Origin of the sequence: Bartonella vinsonii subsp. vinsonii, from assembly GCF_902825235.1 — a bacterium.
Classification (GTDB): domain Bacteria; phylum Pseudomonadota; class Alphaproteobacteria; order Rhizobiales; family Rhizobiaceae; genus Bartonella; species Bartonella vinsonii.
In genome coordinates, this window is record NZ_CADEAJ010000006.1 from 1 (window position 1) to 14,633 (window position 14,633).

The window sequence follows — 14,633 nt, forward strand, 5'->3', positions numbered from 1 at the left end:
TGGTCATGCCTGGAGATAATGTTGCGATGGATGTTTCTTTGATAGTTCCGATTGCCATGGAAGAAAAGCTTCGTTTTGCTATTCGTGAAGGTGGTCGTACTGTTGGTGCTGGTATCGTTTCTAAGATCATTGAGTAAGGAATGGTTATTGAAAAACGTCTTCGTTGTAAGAGATGTTTTGCATGACAAGGAAATAAAAGAGCATGAACAGTCAAAATATCCGCATTCGTTTGAAAGCATTTGACCACAGAATTCTTGATGCGTCGACACGTGAGATTGTGTCGACTGCTAAGCGTACTGGTGCAAATGTCCGTGGTCCTATTCCGCTGCCAACGCGGATTGAGAAGTTTACAGTCAATCGTGGGCCGCACATCGATAAGAAGAGTCGTGAGCAGTTTGAAATGCGTACACATAAGCGTCTTCTTGATATTGTTGATCCAACACCGCAAACAGTGGATGCGCTTATGAAGCTCGATCTTTCTGCTGGTGTGGATGTAGAGATTAAGCTCTGAGGTTTGAGGACAGAAGGAACAGACCCGATGCGTTCAGGTGTAATAGCACAGAAGCTGGGCATGACCCGTATTTATAATGAAGCTGGTGAGCATGTACCGGTAACAGTACTTCGTTTGGAGAATTGTCAAGTTATTGCTCAGCGTACAGTTGAGAAGAATGGTTATACTGCTGTTCAACTAGGTGTAGGCTTTGCCAAGGTTAAGAATACTACGCAAGCTCTTCGTGGGCATTTTGCTAAGGCTTCGGTTGAGCCAAAAGCTAAAATAGCGGAGTTTCGTGTAAGTCCCGACAATCTTCTTGATGTCGGTACTGAGATTACAGTGGAACATTTTGTTCCGGGGCAGAGGGTTGATGTGACAGGTACGAGTATTGGTAAAGGTTTTGCTGGTGTTATGAAGCGGCATAATTTTGGTGGACATCGTGCTTCTCATGGTAACTCAATCACGCATCGTGCTCATGGTTCGACAGGACAGTGTCAGGATCCGGGTAAGGTGTTTAAAGGTAAAAAAATGGCTGGCCATATGGGACAGGTCCGTGTAACAACACAGAATATTGAGGTTGTTTCTACGGATGTTGAACGTGGTTTGCTTTTAGTGCGTGGTGCCGTTTCTGGCTCTAAGGGCGCTTGGATTTTGGTGCGGGATGCTGTAAAAAGACGTCTTCCTGATAATGCACCTAAGCCTGCTGGTATTCGCCATCTTGCGAAAGAAAAAACAGAAATGGTTGCTCCAGTGATGGAAACCTCTGAAACTGAGGGAGCCGAATGATGGATCTTGTAGTTAAAACCCTTGATGGTAATGAAGCTGGTAAGTTAAAGGTTTCTGAGGGTATTTTTGGTCTTGTTCCGCGTGAGGATATTTTGCAACGTGTTGTTCGTTGGCAGCTTGCACGTCGTCAGCAGGGAACACATCAATCGCAGGGGCGGTCTGATGTGTCACGAACAGGGGCAAAGATGTTCAAGCAAAAGGGAACAGGGCGTGCTCGACACTCATCTGCTCGTGCACCGCAGTTTCGAGGTGGTGGTAAGGCGCATGGTCCGGTTTTTCGTAGTCATGCGTGTGATCTTCCTAAAAAGGTTCGTGCACTCGGAGTGCGTCTTGCATTGTCAGCAAAATTAAAGGCAAATGATTTAATTGTTGTTGATGATCTGAGTGTTAAGGATGCTAAAACAAAAATGCTTGTTTCCAGTTTTTCTAAGCTTGGATTCACTAATGCTCTCTTAGTTGGTGGCAAAGAGATTGATGTTAATTTTTCTCGCGCAGCATCTAATATTCCTAATATTGATGTTTTACCAATTCAGGGGATTAATGTTTATGATATTTTGCGTCGCAGCAAACTTGTTTTATCAAAAGCAGCTGTCGAGGCTCTTGAGGAGCGTTTTAAATGACAGATCTTCGCCATTATGATGTAATTGTTAGTCCAGTTATTACTGAAAAGTCGACTATGATTTCTGAGTATAATCAAGTTGCTTTTAATGTCGCGCCGAAAGCGACAAAGCCTGAAATTAAAGCTGCTGTTGAAGCGCTTTTTAGCGTTAAAGTTAAAGCGGTTAACACAATAGTCCGCAAGGGTAAAGTGAAGCGTTTCAAGGGTGTTGTTGGTCGGCAGAGTGATGTCAAAAAAGCGATCGTGACACTGGCCAGTGGTCAGTCTATCGACGTTTCGACAGGTCTTTAAAGAGGCTCGGAGATAAGAATAATGGCACTTAAGCATTTTAATCCAACTACAGCCGGGCAGCGTCAACTTGTTATTGTAGATCGTTCTTGCCTTTATAAAGGTAAACCTGTAAAAGCGTTAACTGAAGGTTTATCGTCGAAGGGTGGGCGTAATAATCGCGGCCGAGTTACTGCTCGTTTTCAAGGTGGTGGACATAAGCGTAGCTATCGATTTGTTGATTTTAAGCGTCTTAAACGTGATATGACTGCAAAAGTAGAGCGTTTGGAATATGATCCAAATCGGACTGCCTTTATCGCGTTAATTCGCTATGAGGATGGACAATTAGGCTATATTCTTGCGCCACAGCGTCTTGGTGTTGGCGATTCGGTTATAGCGGGTTCAAATGTTGATGTTAAGCCAGGGAATGCTATGCCACTTGGTAATATGCCGGTGGGTACAATTATTCATAATGTTGAAATGAAACCGGGTAAGGGTGGTCAAATTGCGCGTTCAGCTGGTGCTTATGCGCAATTGGTTGGACGAGATCAGGGGATGGCTATTCTTCGTCTGAATTCTGGAGAACAACGTTTGGTGTCTAGTAGTTGTTTTGCAACTGTTGGTGCTGTTTCAAATCCTGATCATGGGAATATTAATGATGGTAAGGCAGGTCGGTCACGTTGGCGTGGTAAACGCCCACATGTTCGTGGTGTTGCTATGAACCCAGTTGATCATCCACATGGTGGTGGTGAAGGTCGTACATCAGGGGGGCGTCATCCGGTGTCTCCTTGGGGTAAACCTACGAAAGGTAAGCGTACGCGCTCCAATAAAGCCACTGATAAGTTTATTATGCGTACGCGTCATCAGCGCAAGAAATGAGAAAGGTAGTCTGAAGTGGTTCGTTCAGTTTGGAAAGGTCCGTTTGTTGACGGCTATCTTCTTGGAAAAGCGGAAAAGGTTCGTGCAAGTGGACGCAATGAAGTTATTAAAATATGGAGTCGTCGCTCTACTATTTTACCACAATTCGTTGGTTTAACTTTTGGTGTTTACAACGGCAATAAGCATATTCCTGTTTCTGTTTCGGAAGAGATGGTTGGGCATAAATTTGGTGAGTTCGCTCCCACCCGGACTTATTATGGGCATGGTGCAGATAAGAAAGCGAAGAGGAAGTAGGAATGGGAAAAGCTAAAGTTCCGCGCCAGCTTAAGGATAATGAAGCAAAAGCCGTTACGCGGACAATTCGTGTTAGTCCGCAAAAGCTTAATTTAGTTGCTGCGATGATTCGTGGTAAGAAAGTGAATATGGCACTCGCTGATTTGACGTTCTCACGTAAACGTGTTGCTGGGACTGTGAAAAAAACTCTTGAATCGGCAATTGCAAATGCAGAGAATAACCACGATCTTGATATTGATTCGCTTGTTGTTGCAGAGGCCTATGTTGGTAAGTCGATAGTAATGAAGCGTTTCCATGTTCGTGGTCGTGGACGCGCTAGTCGGATTGAACGTCCGTTTTCGCATCTTACTATTATTGTTCGTGAAGTTACCGAAAAAGTGGAGGCCGCATAATGGGTCAGAAGATCAATCCTATAGGACTTCGTCTTGGAGTTAATCGGACTTGGGATTCCCGTTGGTATGCTGATAGTGGTGAGTATGGACGTCTTCTTCATGAAGATTTAAAGATTCGCTTATATGTGCTTGAAGAGTTAAAACAAGCAGCTATTTCTAAGGTTGTTATCGAGCGTCCTCATAAGAAATGTCGTGTAACGATTCATTCGGCTCGTCCGGGTTTGATTATTGGTAAAAAGGGTGCTGATATTGAAAAGCTTCGCCGTAAGCTTTCAGAAATGACAAATGCTGAGACATCGTTGAATATTGTGGAAATTCGTAAGCCAGAAATTGACGCTACGATTATTGCGCAATCAATTGCTCAGCAGTTAGAGCGTCGTGTTGCTTTTCGGCGTGCGATGAAGCGGGCAGTTCAATCAGCTATGCGTCTTGGGGCAGAGGGGATTCGTATCAACTGTTCTGGTCGTCTTGGTGGAGCTGAAATTGCTCGTATGGAGTGGTATCGTGAAGGTCGTGTTCCACTTCATACCTTGCGTTCTGACGTTGATTACGGTACAGCAGAAGCTAAGACTGCTTATGGTATTTGTGGTGTTAAGGTGTGGGTCTTTAAGGGTGAGATTCTCGAGCATGATCCGATGGCTTCAGAGCGTCGTGCTACGGAGGCTGATCATTCTGGTTCTTCATCGAATCGTCGCCGCGAAAGTGCTTAGTTTTTGTGATTGAACTAGAATTTGGAGTAGAGAGCAATGTTGCAGCCAAAGCGCACAAAGTTCCGTAAACAGTTCAAAGGCCGTATTCACGGTGTTTCGAAAGGTGGTACGGATTTGAATTTCGGTGCTTACGGTTTGAAGGCTGTTGAGCCGGAGAGAATTACTGCCCGCCAAATTGAGGCAGCGCGTCGTGCGATTACGCGTTATATGAAACGTTCTGGTCGTGTATGGATTCGTATTTTTCCGGATCTTCCGGTCACATCTAAGCCGACCGAGGTCCGTATGGGTAAGGGTAAGGGAAGCGTTGATTATTGGGCTACGCGTGTTGCGCCTGGGCGTGTCATGTTTGAGCTTGATGGTGTTCCTGAAGATGTAGCGCGTGAAGCATTAAGATTAGGTGCTGCAAAATTACCTATTAAAACGCGTTTCGTACAGCGTATTGCTGAATAAAGAGGTTAAGCGATGAGAGCCACAGAATTACGGGCGCAAACGCTCGACCAAATGAAAGATGAATTGGCTAAGTTAAAGAAAGAGCAGTTTAATTTGCGCTTTCAGAAGGCAACAGGTCAATTAGAAAAGACTGCACGTGTTAGGCAGGTTCGTCGTGATATTGCGCGTGTTAAAACTTTTCTTCGTCAGAAGATAAACGAAAGTAAGGTTTAAGGAAACAAGAGATGCCTAAACGCATTTTGCAGGGTGTTGTCGTTAGTGACAAGAGCGATAAGACTGTCGTTGTTAAAGTGGAGCGCCGTTATTCTCATCCACTTCTTAAAAAGACTGTTCGGCAGTCTAAAAAGTATAAGGCGCATGACGAGAACAACCAGTTCAAGATTGGGGATCAAATTTCTATTCAGGAATCTAAACCAATTTCGAAAGATAAACGTTGGATTGTTGTTAAAAGCAGTGTAGCGTAGTTCATTAGGTTTATTGTTGTAAAATTTGACAGTGGACTTGTTTCCATTGGTAAATTTAGGGCAATAGCTTTATCGTTATTTGGCAGGCAAATCCGGGGTGTTAGAGACATGACCGGATATAAGTGTTAAGAGAAGGTGGCCAGTCATGATTCAGATGCAAACAAACCTCGACGTTGCCGATAATTCCGGTGCCCGTCGTGTCATGTGCATCAAGGTGTTAGGCGGTTCAAAGCGAAAATATGCTTCGGTCGGCGACATTATTGTTGTTTCGGTTAAGGATGCTATTCCTCGTGGCCGTGTTAAAAAAGGTGATGTGATGAAAGCTGTAGTGGTTCGTACTGCTAAAGATATTCGTCGCGCAGATGGCAGTGTTATTCGTTTTGATGGAAATGCTGCTGTTTTAGTAGATAATAAGAAAGAGCCGATCGGTACACGTATCTTTGGACCAGTTCCTCGCGAACTTCGTGGTAGGAATCATATGAAGATCATTTCGCTCGCTCCTGAAGTCTTATAAGGAGTGTGTGTCATGCAAAAGATTCGAAAAGGTGATAAAGTCGTTGTTTTATCCGGTAAGGATAAAGGATGTAGTGGTGAAGTAATTAAGGTGAATCCGAAAGAGAATAAAGCTTTTGTTCGTGGGGTTAATATGATTAAACGTCATCAACGTCAAACGCAAAAGCAAGAAGCTGGAATTGTTTCTAAGGAAGCTCCAATTCATCTCTCTAATTTGGCGATTGCTGACCCTAAAGATGGTAAGCCTACGCGTGTAGGTTTTCGTATGAATGCAGATGGTAATAAAGTTCGTTTTGCCAAGCGTTCGGGAGAATTGATTAATGGCTGAGGAAAAACAAACGCCACGTATGAAGGTGCATTATTTTGAAGTGGTTCGTAAAATCCTTCAAGAAAAGTTTAATTACAAAAATGTAATGCAAATTCCGCGGGTTGATAAAATTGTAATTAATATGGGGATTGGTGAAGCAACTGCCGATTCTAAGAAGCCGTCTATTGCTGCTGAGGATTTGGGCTTAATAACAGGTCAGAAAGCTGTTGTTACCCGTGCGCGTAACTCTATTGCGACCTTTAAAGTTCGTGAAGGAATGCCACTTGGAGCTAAAGTTACATTGCGTAAAGATCGTATGTTTGAGTTTTTGGATCGTCTTGTTACGATTGCGCTTCCACGGGTTCGTGACTTTCGTGGTCTGAATCCAAAAAGCTTTGATGGTCGTGGCAATTTTGCTATGGGTATTAAAGAGCACATTGTGTTTCCAGAAATCAACTATGATAAAGTTGATCAAATTTGGGGCATGGATATTATCGTTTGTACGACAGCAAAAACGGATGATGAGGCACGTGAGTTGTTGCGTGCTTTTAATTTTCCTTTTCGTTCGTAACGGCAAACGTAGCGAGGTAAGATTATGGCCAAAGTAAGTGCCGTTGAAAAGAATAAGCGTCGTGAACTGATGGTAAAGCGTTATGCTGCGCGTCGTGCACGCTTGAAAGCAATAGTTATGGATCAGAAGGTTTCTCTCGAAGAGCGTTTTAAAGCTTCTGTTCAATTGGCAGAGTTGCCACGTAATTCTGCAAAAGTTCGCGTCCGTAATCGCTGTGAAGTTTCAGGGCGTCCGCGGGCTTATTATCGTAAATTAAAAATGTCGCGAATTGCATTGCGTGAACTTGGTTCAGTAGGCCATATTCCAGGCATTGTTAAGTCAAGTTGGTAAGAGGAGATTATTTAAATGTCTATGTCAGATCCTCTTGGTGATATGCTCACGCGTATTCGTAATGCACTTGGTCGTAAAAAAAACAAAGTGGTTACGCCTGCGTCTAAGCTTCGTGCACGTGTTCTTGATGTTCTTCAGTCTGAAGGTTATATTCGCGGATATAATCAAATCGATTTAGGTGATGGGAAGTCTGAAATTGAAATCGAGTTGAAATATTTTGAAGGATTAGCGGCTATTCGTGAAGTTTCACGGGTTTCAAAACCTGGTCGCCGTGTCTATGTTTCTGCTAAGTCGCTTCCTCAAGTGGCAAATGGTCTTGGTATTTCGATTTTATCAACTCCTAAGGGAGTTATGGCGGATCATGAGGCACGTGAACAAAATGTCGGTGGAGAGCTCCTTTGTCGTGTTTTCTAATGAGTGTTAAGAAAACAGAAAAAATGTAGGTTAGAACAATGTCTCGTATTGGTAAAAAGCCCATTTCAATTCCTTCTGGGGTTACCGCAACTGTTGAAGGACAGCTGGTTAAGGCAAAAGGTCCGAAAGGTGAACTGAGCTACGTCGTTAATGATGAAGTTTTAGTGAAGTTTGAGGAAAATTTTATATCCGTTTCGCCACGGGATCAGTCAAAAGATGCACGCTCTAAATGGGGTATGTCGCGTTCAATGATTGAAAATATTTTTTGTGGTGTAAAAGATGGTTTTGAAAAGCGACTAGAGATCAACGGGGTTGGTTATCGTGCCGCTTTGCAGGGTAAAGATGTTCAGCTATCGTTGGGTTTTTCTCACGATGTCATTTATAAAGTCCCATCTGGGATTACTGTAACGATTCCTAAACCTACAGAAATTGTGATTTCTGGAATTGATAAACAGCAAGTTGGGCAAGTTGCAGCAGAAATTCGCGAATATCGTAGGCCTGAGCCTTACAAAGGTAAGGGTATTAAACATGCAGATGAGCGCATCTTTCGTAAAGAAGGTAAGAAGAAGTAAGGATTTTGTATTATGGTTTCATCTAAGGACATTATCCAACGTCGTGCGCGGCGTGTGCGACGTAGAATTAAAATGGTTTCTAGTGATCGTCCGCGGCTTAGCGTTTATCGTTCAAATCAAAACATCTATGCTCAAATTATCGATGATGTGCGTGGATGTACACTTGTTTCGGCATCTACACTTGAAGGAGATTTAAAAAAATCGTTAAAAAGTGGTGCTGATAAAGAGGCTGCTTTTGCTGTTGGTAAGTTAATTGCTGAACGTGCAAAGCAAGCGGGTGTTGATCAGGTGGTTTTTGACCGTGGGGCATATGTTTATCATGGAAGAGTAAGAGCTTTGGCTGAAGCTGCTCGTGAAGGTGGTTTGAGCTTCTAAAATGCCTTATTTTTATTTAATAAGGTAATTTGGGTGTTTCGTGTGAGTTCCTCTGATTTATGATGGAACTTTGTTAGCGTGCTTCCGGAAAAGAAAAAGGAATGAGGAATGGCACAGAAAGAACGTGGTGAGCGAGAAGAACGTGAAAATGAATTGGTCGATAGACTTGTTCATATCAATCGTGTCGCTAAAGTTGTAAAGGGTGGTCGACGTTTTGGTTTTGCTGCTCTTGTTGTTGTTGGGGATCAAAAAGGTCGTGTGGGCTTTGGCCATGGTAAAGCACGTGAAGTACCAGAGGCTGTGCGTAAGGCTACAGAAGCAGCAAAGCGCGGAATGATTTATGTTCCGCTTCGCTCTGGGCGTACATTGCATCATGATCTTGAAGGTCGTCACGGGGCTGGTCGTGTTTTGTTGCGTTCAGCTTCTGCTGGTACTGGTATTATTGCTGGTGGACCGATGCGTGCTATTTTTGAAACTCTTGGTATGCAAGATGTTGTTGCAAAATCATTGGGGTCATCCAATCCTTATAATATGGTGCGTGCAACATTTGATGCTTTAGCGCATCAAATGCATCCTAGAGATATTGCAGCTCAACGTGGCATCAAATATTCAACTTTACAGGCACGTCGTCGGCATTTAGTTGATGTGGAAGGATAGTTTCTGAGATTATCAGAAAAGGAATTAGAAAATGGTTCAGAAAAAATCTCAGAGTGGCAAAACTGTAACGGTAGAACAAGTTGGGAGTCCGATTCGGAATTCGCAGATTCAGCGTGCGACTTTGAAGGGGCTTGGATTAAATAAAATGCGGAGACGGCGTGTTTTAGAAGATACACTTTGTGTGCGAGGTATGATTGCTCGTGTTCGGCATCTTGTTCGCGTTATAGATGAAGATTAAAGGTTGCGGGAGTATAAAATATGAAACTCAATGAACTGCATGATTGCGAAGGCGCAACAAGAGATCGTAAACGTGTTGGACGTGGTATTGGTTCAGGTACCGGTAAAACTGGTGGTCGTGGTGTAAAGGGGCAAAAATCACGTTCTGGTGTCTCACTTAATGGTTTTGAAGGTGGGCAAATGCCTATCTATCGTCGTTTACCGAAACGTGGATTCAGGAATTTTTTTGCCAAAACTTACAATGAAGTTTCACTGGGACGTATTCAGTTGGCAGTTGATGCAGGGAAATTGAATATTGAAAAGCCTATTGATATTATTGCCTTGAAAGAAGCTGGTATTATTCGTCGTGTGAAAGATGGGGTGCGTCTTCTTTCTGATGGTGAATTGAAAGCAAAGATTATCGTTCATGTTTCTGGTGGTTCTGAAGCTGCTCGTGTTAAGGTTGAAAAAGCTGGGGGGCAGGTTACGTTTCTTGAATCTGCTCAATGAGCTTATTTTGATATGAATGATATTCCAAGGAGATTTGTATACTTCCTTTAGAGTATCTTTTATGGAGAGTTGTTTGAGTTCTGCATTTTTTTATGTATAACGATATGGATTTTAAAAGTTATACTTCTGTGCTTTAACGAACTGGAGTGTGGATGGGAGAGGTTTTATGGCATCAGCAGCAGAGCAATTTGCTTCCAATATAAACTTTAGCACTTTTTCTCGTGCAACTGAATTGAAAAAACGCATTTGGTTTACCCTCGCTGCGCTTCTTGTTTATCGCTTTGGTACTTATATCTCCCTCCCCGGTATTAATATCGATTCTTTACGGCAAACATTTGAACATCACGCCTCGGGTGTTTTAGGGTTGTTTAATATGTTTGCTGGAGGTGCTGTTAGCCGCATGGCAATTTTTGCATTGGGAATTATGCCTTATATATCGGCATCAATTATTGTGCAGTTGCTAACTTCAGTTATCCCTTCGTTGGAAACTCTTAAAAAAGAAGGGGAACTCGGTCGTAAGGTTATTAATCAGTATACTCGTTATGTAACGGTAGTGTTGGCAATTCTACAGGCATTTGGTATCGCGGTTGCGCTTGAATCTGGTATAGGAACAGGGCTTCAAATTGTTGTGGAACCGGGGCTTATGTTCCGTATTTCTTCTGTCATTACGCTTGTGGGCGGGACAATGTTTCTGATGTGGCTTGGTGAACAAATTACGTCACGCGGTGTTGGTAATGGGGTTTCTCTCATTATTTTTACAGGTATTGTTGCTAATCTTCCTTCCACTTTTGCTCAACTTTTGACTGCTCATAGTCAGGCTGATTTATCGACTTTTTTATTAATAGGAATCGTTTTTATTGCGGTTTTTGTTATCGGAGTTATTGTTTTTGTAGAGCGTGCGCAACGGCGAATTCTTATTCAGTATCCGAAACGACAAGTTGGTAATCAAATTTTTCAAGGTGATATGTCACATCTTCCTTTAAAGTTGAATACAGCTGGTGTTATTCCACCAATTTTTGCTTCCTCTTTATTGTTGTTGCCTGCAACTGTTAATAATTTTTCTGACAAAATGCCCCAATGGGTTCAAGCTATCTCTTATTCCCTTGGTCATGGACAGCCCCTTTATATGATTGTTTATGCATTTTTGATGGCATTTTTTTGCTTTTTTTATACGGCTATTGTGTTTAATCCAAGTGATACAGCCGATCAATTAAAAAAGCATTCTGGTTTTATTCCTGGCATTCGCCCTGGTGAACGTACGGCTGAATATATTGATTATGTTTTGACGCGCATTACTGTTGTAGGAGCGATTTATATTATTTTAGTTTGTTTGCTCCCTGAATTTATGATCTCTGCGCTACAGGTTCCTTTTTATCTTGGGGGCACATCTTTGTTGATTGTTGTTACTGTGACACTTGATACTGTTGCTCAAATTCAGGGATACCTTGTTGCACACCAATATGAAGGATTGATTAAAAAGTCAAAACTTCGTGGAGGTAGAAGGAATCGATGAGAGTTATTCTTTTAGGACCTCCTGGAGCAGGAAAAGGTACTCAAGCTAAAATGTTAACTGAAGAGTATCGTATCCCTCAGTTATCGACAGGTGATATGTTGCGTGAAGTTATTACCAGAGAAACGGAAGTTGGCAAAAAAGCTAAAGCTATTATGAGCTCTGGTGCTTTGGTTTCCGATGACATTGTGAATCAAATTGTATCAGATCGGATTGACGAAAGTGATTGTGTAAACGGTTTTGTTTTGGATGGGTATCCACGAACTGTGGGACAGGCAGAAGCATTGCAACAGATTTTGCAATCAAAAAATATGCAGCTTGATGCTGTTATCGAGTTGCGTATTGATGAAGATGTGTTGATTGAGCGAATGAAGAAGCGCGTTGAGGAAACAGTAGCAGCCGGTGAGCAGGTCCGTTCAGATGATAACCCTATTGCATTTGCAAAGCGATTAGTGGAATATCGTGAAAAAACAGTTCCTCTATCAAAATTTTATTCAGAGAAGGGGTTATTGAAGATAGTTGATGGAATGGTTGATATTACTGAGGTGTCACGCGCAATTAGAAAGCTTCTTCAATAAGGATTTTTTTAGAAATAAATGAAAAGTGTTGACTTTTTCTATGAAATCTATCAAAAGAACTTTAATTTATTTCAGTGAAATAATAGGATTCGGAATATGTTATGCCGGATCATTTTTTCTGTAAGGTACATCAGGTATTTTATGGCTAATCGTCAATATAACCAAGGAGAATAGGCGTGGCTCGTATCGCTGGCGTCAATATCCCGACAAATAAGCGTGTAATTATTGCGCTTCAATATATCCACGGGATTGGACCAAAATTTGCCCAAGAAATTATAAAAAAGGTTGGTATCCCCATGGGGCGTCGTGTGCATGAACTTTCAGATGCAGAGGTATTGCAAATTCGCGAGGCGATAGATCAAGGCTATCAAGTTGAAGGGGATCTTCGCCGTGAGGTTGCTATGAATGTTAAACGTTTGATGGACCTTGGTTGCTATCGTGGTTTGCGTCATCGCCGTTCTTTGCCTGTTCGTGGGCAGCGTACACATACAAATGCACGCACACGTAAGGGGCCAGCTAAGGCAATCGCTGGTAAGAAAAAATAAGAGTCTTTATTTGAAAAAGGTTTTTATTTTTTTGTATTCTGTTTCTTGTTGAGTTTTTTTAATAAGAAAAAGAAGGTGGAGCTGCTGGTGTTACGGCAGTGAAGAGATCGTTGAAAGGAAGATTATGGCAAAGGAAGCCACACGTGTTCGTCGTCGCGAACGCAAAAATATTTCATCAGGTGTTGTTCATATCAATTCAACATTTAACAATACAATGATTACGATTACTGATGCGCAGGGAAATGCGATTGCATGGTCGTCTGCTGGTGCTCAAGGGTTTAAAGGTTCGCGTAAATCTACACCTTTTGCGGCTCAGGTTGCTGCAGAAGATTGTGCTAGAAAAGCGCAGGAGCATGGTATGCGTTCGTTAGAAGTTGAAGTTTGTGGCCCTGGATCGGGGCGCGAGTCCGCTTTGCGTGCATTACAGTCTGTTGGTTTTGTTATTACTTCCATTCGTGATGTAACACCAATTCCTCATAATGGATGTCGTCCGCGAAAAAGGCGGCGTGTTTAATTGGGTGTTTTTTTTGTTGTCAGAGCTTTCTCTGATGTTCACATTGGCCGTTACGATTGAATGGTAGCGGAACTAAAGAACGGGAATAAAAATATGATCCAGAAAAACTGGCAGGAACTGATTAAACCCAATAAGGTTGAGTTTTGTGTACATGATAATCCAAATATTTTAAGCGTGGTTGCAGAACCTCTTGAACGTGGTTTTGGCTTAACGTTAGGGAATGCACTTCGTCGCGTGTTATTGTCATCGCTTCGTGGCGCTGCAATTACTGCTGTGCAGATTGATGGGGTGTTACATGAATTTTCGTCAATTCCAGGTGTTCGTGAAGATGTGACAGATATTATTCTTAATATCAAAGAAATTGCACTTCGTATGGAAGAAGAGGGACCTAAACGTGTTGTCATTTGTAAAGAGGGTCCTGGTGTTGTAAAAGCTGGAGATATCAATACTGTTGGAGATATGGAAATTCTGAATCCAGAGCATGTTATTTGCACTCTTGATGAAGATGCTGAGATTCGTATGGAATTTATTGTCAATACAGGGAAAGGTTATGTTCCTTCTGATCGTAATTGTGCTGATGATGCACGAATAGGTCTTATTCCAGTTGACAGTCTTTATTCGCCAATTCGTAAAGTATCTTATAAAGTAGAGAATACGCGTGAAGGTCAAGTGCTGGATTATGATAAGTTAACGCTCACCATTGAAACGAATGGTGCTGTTAATGGAGAAGATGCTGTTGCTTTTGCAGCACGTATTCTTCAGGACCAATTAGCATTATTTGTTAATTTTGAGGAACCACAGAAGCAAGATGTTGAAGAGCCTGATTCGGAGCTTGCTTTTAATCCTGCCCTTCTCAAGAAAGTCGATGAATTAGAACTTTCAGTCCGTTCGGCAAATTGTCTTAAGAATGATAATATTGTCTACATTGGTGATCTTATCCAAAAAACAGAAGCTGAAATGCTTCGGACACCGAATTTTGGACGGAAGTCGTTAAACGAGATTAAAGAAGTTTTGGCATGTATGGGATTACATCTTGGTATGGAAATTTCTGCATGGCCGCCCGAAAATATTGATGATCTTGCTAAACGTTATGAAGATCAGTATTAAAATTTAAAATTTGAAATTTAAGGAGAAAACTCATGCGCCATAGTAAGTCAGGTCGCAAGTTGAACCGGACTGCCAGTCACCGTAAAGCGATGTTTGCTAACATGGCGGTTTCGCTGATTGAGCATGAGCAGATTGTGACGACCCTTCCAAAGGCTAAAGAAATTCGTCCTATTGTTGAAAAGCTCGTTACACTCGGTAAGCGTGGAGGTTTGCATGCACGTCGGCAAGCAATTGCAGCACTTCGTGATGCGGGTAAAGTTGCAAAATTGTTCGATACACTTGCGCCACGTTATGCATCGCGCAACGGTGGGTATTTGCGTATTATGAAAGCTGGGTTTCGTACCGGTGATAATGCTCCCATGGCTGTTATAGAGTTTGTTGATCGGGATGTTGATGCGAAGGGCGCTGTAGATCGTGTACGTACGGAAAGTGCTGCAAATGAAAAAGAAGCTTCTTCATAAAGATAGTGCGTTTTCTTTCTGTTAAGTTTTAGAGAGCCGCCTTTTAAGGGCGGTTTTTTTATGAGTCTTGCTGAATTCGTTTTTCTTAAAGGATAAATA

The 14,633-nt window shown here is 42.2% G+C and carries 28 protein-coding genes; all 28 read left to right on the top strand.

The window, feature by feature from the left end:
* A partial coding sequence (locus J7R12_RS05415; RefSeq protein ID WP_455708587.1) for an EF-Tu C-terminal domain-related protein occupies positions 1–137 on the top strand: 137 nt, incomplete at its 5' end.
* Between the two features lie 65 nt (positions 138–202).
* Positions 203–511: a 30S ribosomal protein S10 gene (gene rpsJ, locus J7R12_RS05420; protein WP_004855744.1), complete on the top strand. Its 309-nt coding sequence runs from the start codon at positions 203–205 to the stop codon at positions 509–511.
* Between the two features lie 27 nt (positions 512–538).
* Positions 539–1,279 (top strand): 50S ribosomal protein L3, encoded by a 741-nt coding sequence (rplC, locus tag J7R12_RS05425; protein WP_015399172.1) that lies wholly within the window; start codon positions 539–541, stop codon positions 1,277–1,279.
* Positions 1,279–1,899 carry a 50S ribosomal protein L4 gene (gene rplD, locus J7R12_RS05430; RefSeq protein WP_126604044.1) on the top strand — a complete coding sequence of 207 codons (621 nt, stop codon included), beginning with the start codon at positions 1,279–1,281 and terminating at the stop codon, positions 1,897–1,899. Before rplC ends, rplD begins: the two co-directional genes overlap by 1 nt.
* Complete coding sequence (locus J7R12_RS05435) at positions 1,896–2,189, top strand: 50S ribosomal protein L23 (RefSeq protein WP_126603507.1); 294 nt, start codon at positions 1,896–1,898, stop codon at positions 2,187–2,189. Before rplD ends, J7R12_RS05435 begins: the two co-directional genes overlap by 4 nt.
* Before the next feature lie 21 nt (positions 2,190–2,210).
* Positions 2,211–3,044 (top strand): 50S ribosomal protein L2, encoded by an 834-nt coding sequence (gene rplB, locus J7R12_RS05440; RefSeq protein WP_126603506.1) that lies wholly within the window; start codon positions 2,211–2,213, stop codon positions 3,042–3,044.
* A 15-nt stretch (positions 3,045–3,059) separates the two neighbouring features.
* A complete protein-coding gene (gene rpsS / locus J7R12_RS05445; RefSeq protein ID WP_004855734.1) occupies positions 3,060–3,338 on the top strand; it encodes a 30S ribosomal protein S19 in 279 nt (92 codons plus the stop codon).
* Between the two features lie 2 nt (positions 3,339–3,340).
* Positions 3,341–3,730 carry a 50S ribosomal protein L22 gene (rplV, locus tag J7R12_RS05450; RefSeq protein ID WP_126603505.1) on the top strand — a complete coding sequence of 130 codons (390 nt, stop codon included), beginning with the start codon at positions 3,341–3,343 and terminating at the stop codon, positions 3,728–3,730.
* Positions 3,730–4,440 carry a 30S ribosomal protein S3 gene (rpsC, locus tag J7R12_RS05455; RefSeq protein ID WP_004861864.1) on the top strand — a complete coding sequence of 237 codons (711 nt, stop codon included), beginning with the start codon at positions 3,730–3,732 and terminating at the stop codon, positions 4,438–4,440. Before rplV ends, rpsC begins: the two co-directional genes overlap by 1 nt.
* Before the next feature lie 36 nt (positions 4,441–4,476).
* Positions 4,477–4,890 (top strand): 50S ribosomal protein L16, encoded by a 414-nt coding sequence (gene rplP / locus J7R12_RS05460; RefSeq protein ID WP_004861866.1) that lies wholly within the window; start codon positions 4,477–4,479, stop codon positions 4,888–4,890.
* Positions 4,891–4,902: 12 nt separating this feature from the next.
* Positions 4,903–5,103 carry a 50S ribosomal protein L29 gene (rpmC, locus tag J7R12_RS05465; RefSeq protein ID WP_010705113.1) on the top strand — a complete coding sequence of 67 codons (201 nt, stop codon included), beginning with the start codon at positions 4,903–4,905 and terminating at the stop codon, positions 5,101–5,103.
* 11 nt (positions 5,104–5,114) lie between these two features.
* Entirely contained in the window at positions 5,115–5,354 is a 240-nt protein-coding gene (rpsQ, locus tag J7R12_RS05470) for a 30S ribosomal protein S17 (protein WP_010705114.1), read from the top strand.
* A gap of 145 nt (positions 5,355–5,499) precedes the next feature.
* Complete coding sequence (gene rplN / locus J7R12_RS05475; RefSeq protein ID WP_004859184.1) at positions 5,500–5,868, top strand: 50S ribosomal protein L14; 369 nt, start codon at positions 5,500–5,502, stop codon at positions 5,866–5,868.
* A 12-nt stretch (positions 5,869–5,880) separates the two neighbouring features.
* Positions 5,881–6,195, top strand: a complete 315-nt coding sequence (rplX, locus tag J7R12_RS05480) for a 50S ribosomal protein L24 (protein ID WP_004861873.1) — start codon at positions 5,881–5,883, stop codon at positions 6,193–6,195.
* The gene (rplE, locus tag J7R12_RS05485; RefSeq protein WP_004861875.1) at positions 6,188–6,745 is read left to right on the top strand and encodes a 50S ribosomal protein L5; all 558 of its coding nucleotides are present in this window, start codon (positions 6,188–6,190) and stop codon (positions 6,743–6,745) included. The genes rplX and rplE overlap by 8 nt, the downstream gene beginning before the upstream one ends.
* A 24-nt stretch (positions 6,746–6,769) precedes the next feature.
* Entirely contained in the window at positions 6,770–7,075 is a 306-nt protein-coding gene (rpsN, locus tag J7R12_RS05490; protein ID WP_126603504.1) for a 30S ribosomal protein S14, read from the top strand.
* Between the two features lie 15 nt (positions 7,076–7,090).
* A complete protein-coding gene (rpsH, locus tag J7R12_RS05495) occupies positions 7,091–7,489 on the top strand; it encodes a 30S ribosomal protein S8 (protein WP_126603503.1) in 399 nt (132 codons plus the stop codon).
* Positions 7,490–7,527: 38 nt separating this feature from the next.
* Positions 7,528–8,061 carry a 50S ribosomal protein L6 gene (rplF, locus tag J7R12_RS05500; protein WP_126603502.1) on the top strand — a complete coding sequence of 178 codons (534 nt, stop codon included), beginning with the start codon at positions 7,528–7,530 and terminating at the stop codon, positions 8,059–8,061.
* A 12-nt stretch (positions 8,062–8,073) separates the two neighbouring features.
* Positions 8,074–8,436: a 50S ribosomal protein L18 gene (gene rplR, locus J7R12_RS05505; protein WP_126603501.1), complete on the top strand. Its 363-nt coding sequence runs from the start codon at positions 8,074–8,076 to the stop codon at positions 8,434–8,436.
* Positions 8,437–8,544: 108 nt separating this feature from the next.
* Positions 8,545–9,093, top strand: coding sequence for a 30S ribosomal protein S5 (gene rpsE / locus J7R12_RS05510; protein ID WP_010705121.1), 549 nt, complete (start codon positions 8,545–8,547; stop codon positions 9,091–9,093).
* Positions 9,094–9,124: 31 nt separating this feature from the next.
* Positions 9,125–9,331 (top strand): 50S ribosomal protein L30, encoded by a 207-nt coding sequence (gene rpmD / locus J7R12_RS05515; protein WP_126603500.1) that lies wholly within the window; start codon positions 9,125–9,127, stop codon positions 9,329–9,331.
* Between the two features lie 20 nt (positions 9,332–9,351).
* Positions 9,352–9,819, top strand: a complete 468-nt coding sequence (rplO, locus tag J7R12_RS05520; RefSeq protein WP_126603499.1) for a 50S ribosomal protein L15 — start codon at positions 9,352–9,354, stop codon at positions 9,817–9,819.
* 166 nt (positions 9,820–9,985) lie between these two features.
* Complete coding sequence (gene secY, locus J7R12_RS05525) at positions 9,986–11,332, top strand: preprotein translocase subunit SecY (protein ID WP_126603498.1); 1,347 nt, start codon at positions 9,986–9,988, stop codon at positions 11,330–11,332.
* Entirely contained in the window at positions 11,329–11,907 is a 579-nt protein-coding gene (locus tag J7R12_RS05530; RefSeq protein WP_126603497.1) for an adenylate kinase, read from the top strand. Before secY ends, J7R12_RS05530 begins: the two co-directional genes overlap by 4 nt.
* Positions 11,908–12,083: 176 nt before the next feature.
* Positions 12,084–12,452 carry a 30S ribosomal protein S13 gene (gene rpsM / locus J7R12_RS05535; RefSeq protein ID WP_126603496.1) on the top strand — a complete coding sequence of 123 codons (369 nt, stop codon included), beginning with the start codon at positions 12,084–12,086 and terminating at the stop codon, positions 12,450–12,452.
* A 124-nt stretch (positions 12,453–12,576) separates the two neighbouring features.
* Positions 12,577–12,966, top strand: coding sequence for a 30S ribosomal protein S11 (gene rpsK, locus J7R12_RS05540; RefSeq protein WP_004861909.1), 390 nt, complete (start codon positions 12,577–12,579; stop codon positions 12,964–12,966).
* A 93-nt stretch (positions 12,967–13,059) separates the two neighbouring features.
* Complete coding sequence (locus tag J7R12_RS05545; RefSeq protein WP_126603495.1) at positions 13,060–14,073, top strand: DNA-directed RNA polymerase subunit alpha; 1,014 nt, start codon at positions 13,060–13,062, stop codon at positions 14,071–14,073.
* A 32-nt stretch (positions 14,074–14,105) separates the two neighbouring features.
* Positions 14,106–14,534, top strand: coding sequence for a 50S ribosomal protein L17 (rplQ, locus tag J7R12_RS05550; RefSeq protein ID WP_126603494.1), 429 nt, complete (start codon positions 14,106–14,108; stop codon positions 14,532–14,534).
* The last annotated feature ends 99 nt before the right edge of the window (positions 14,535–14,633 follow it).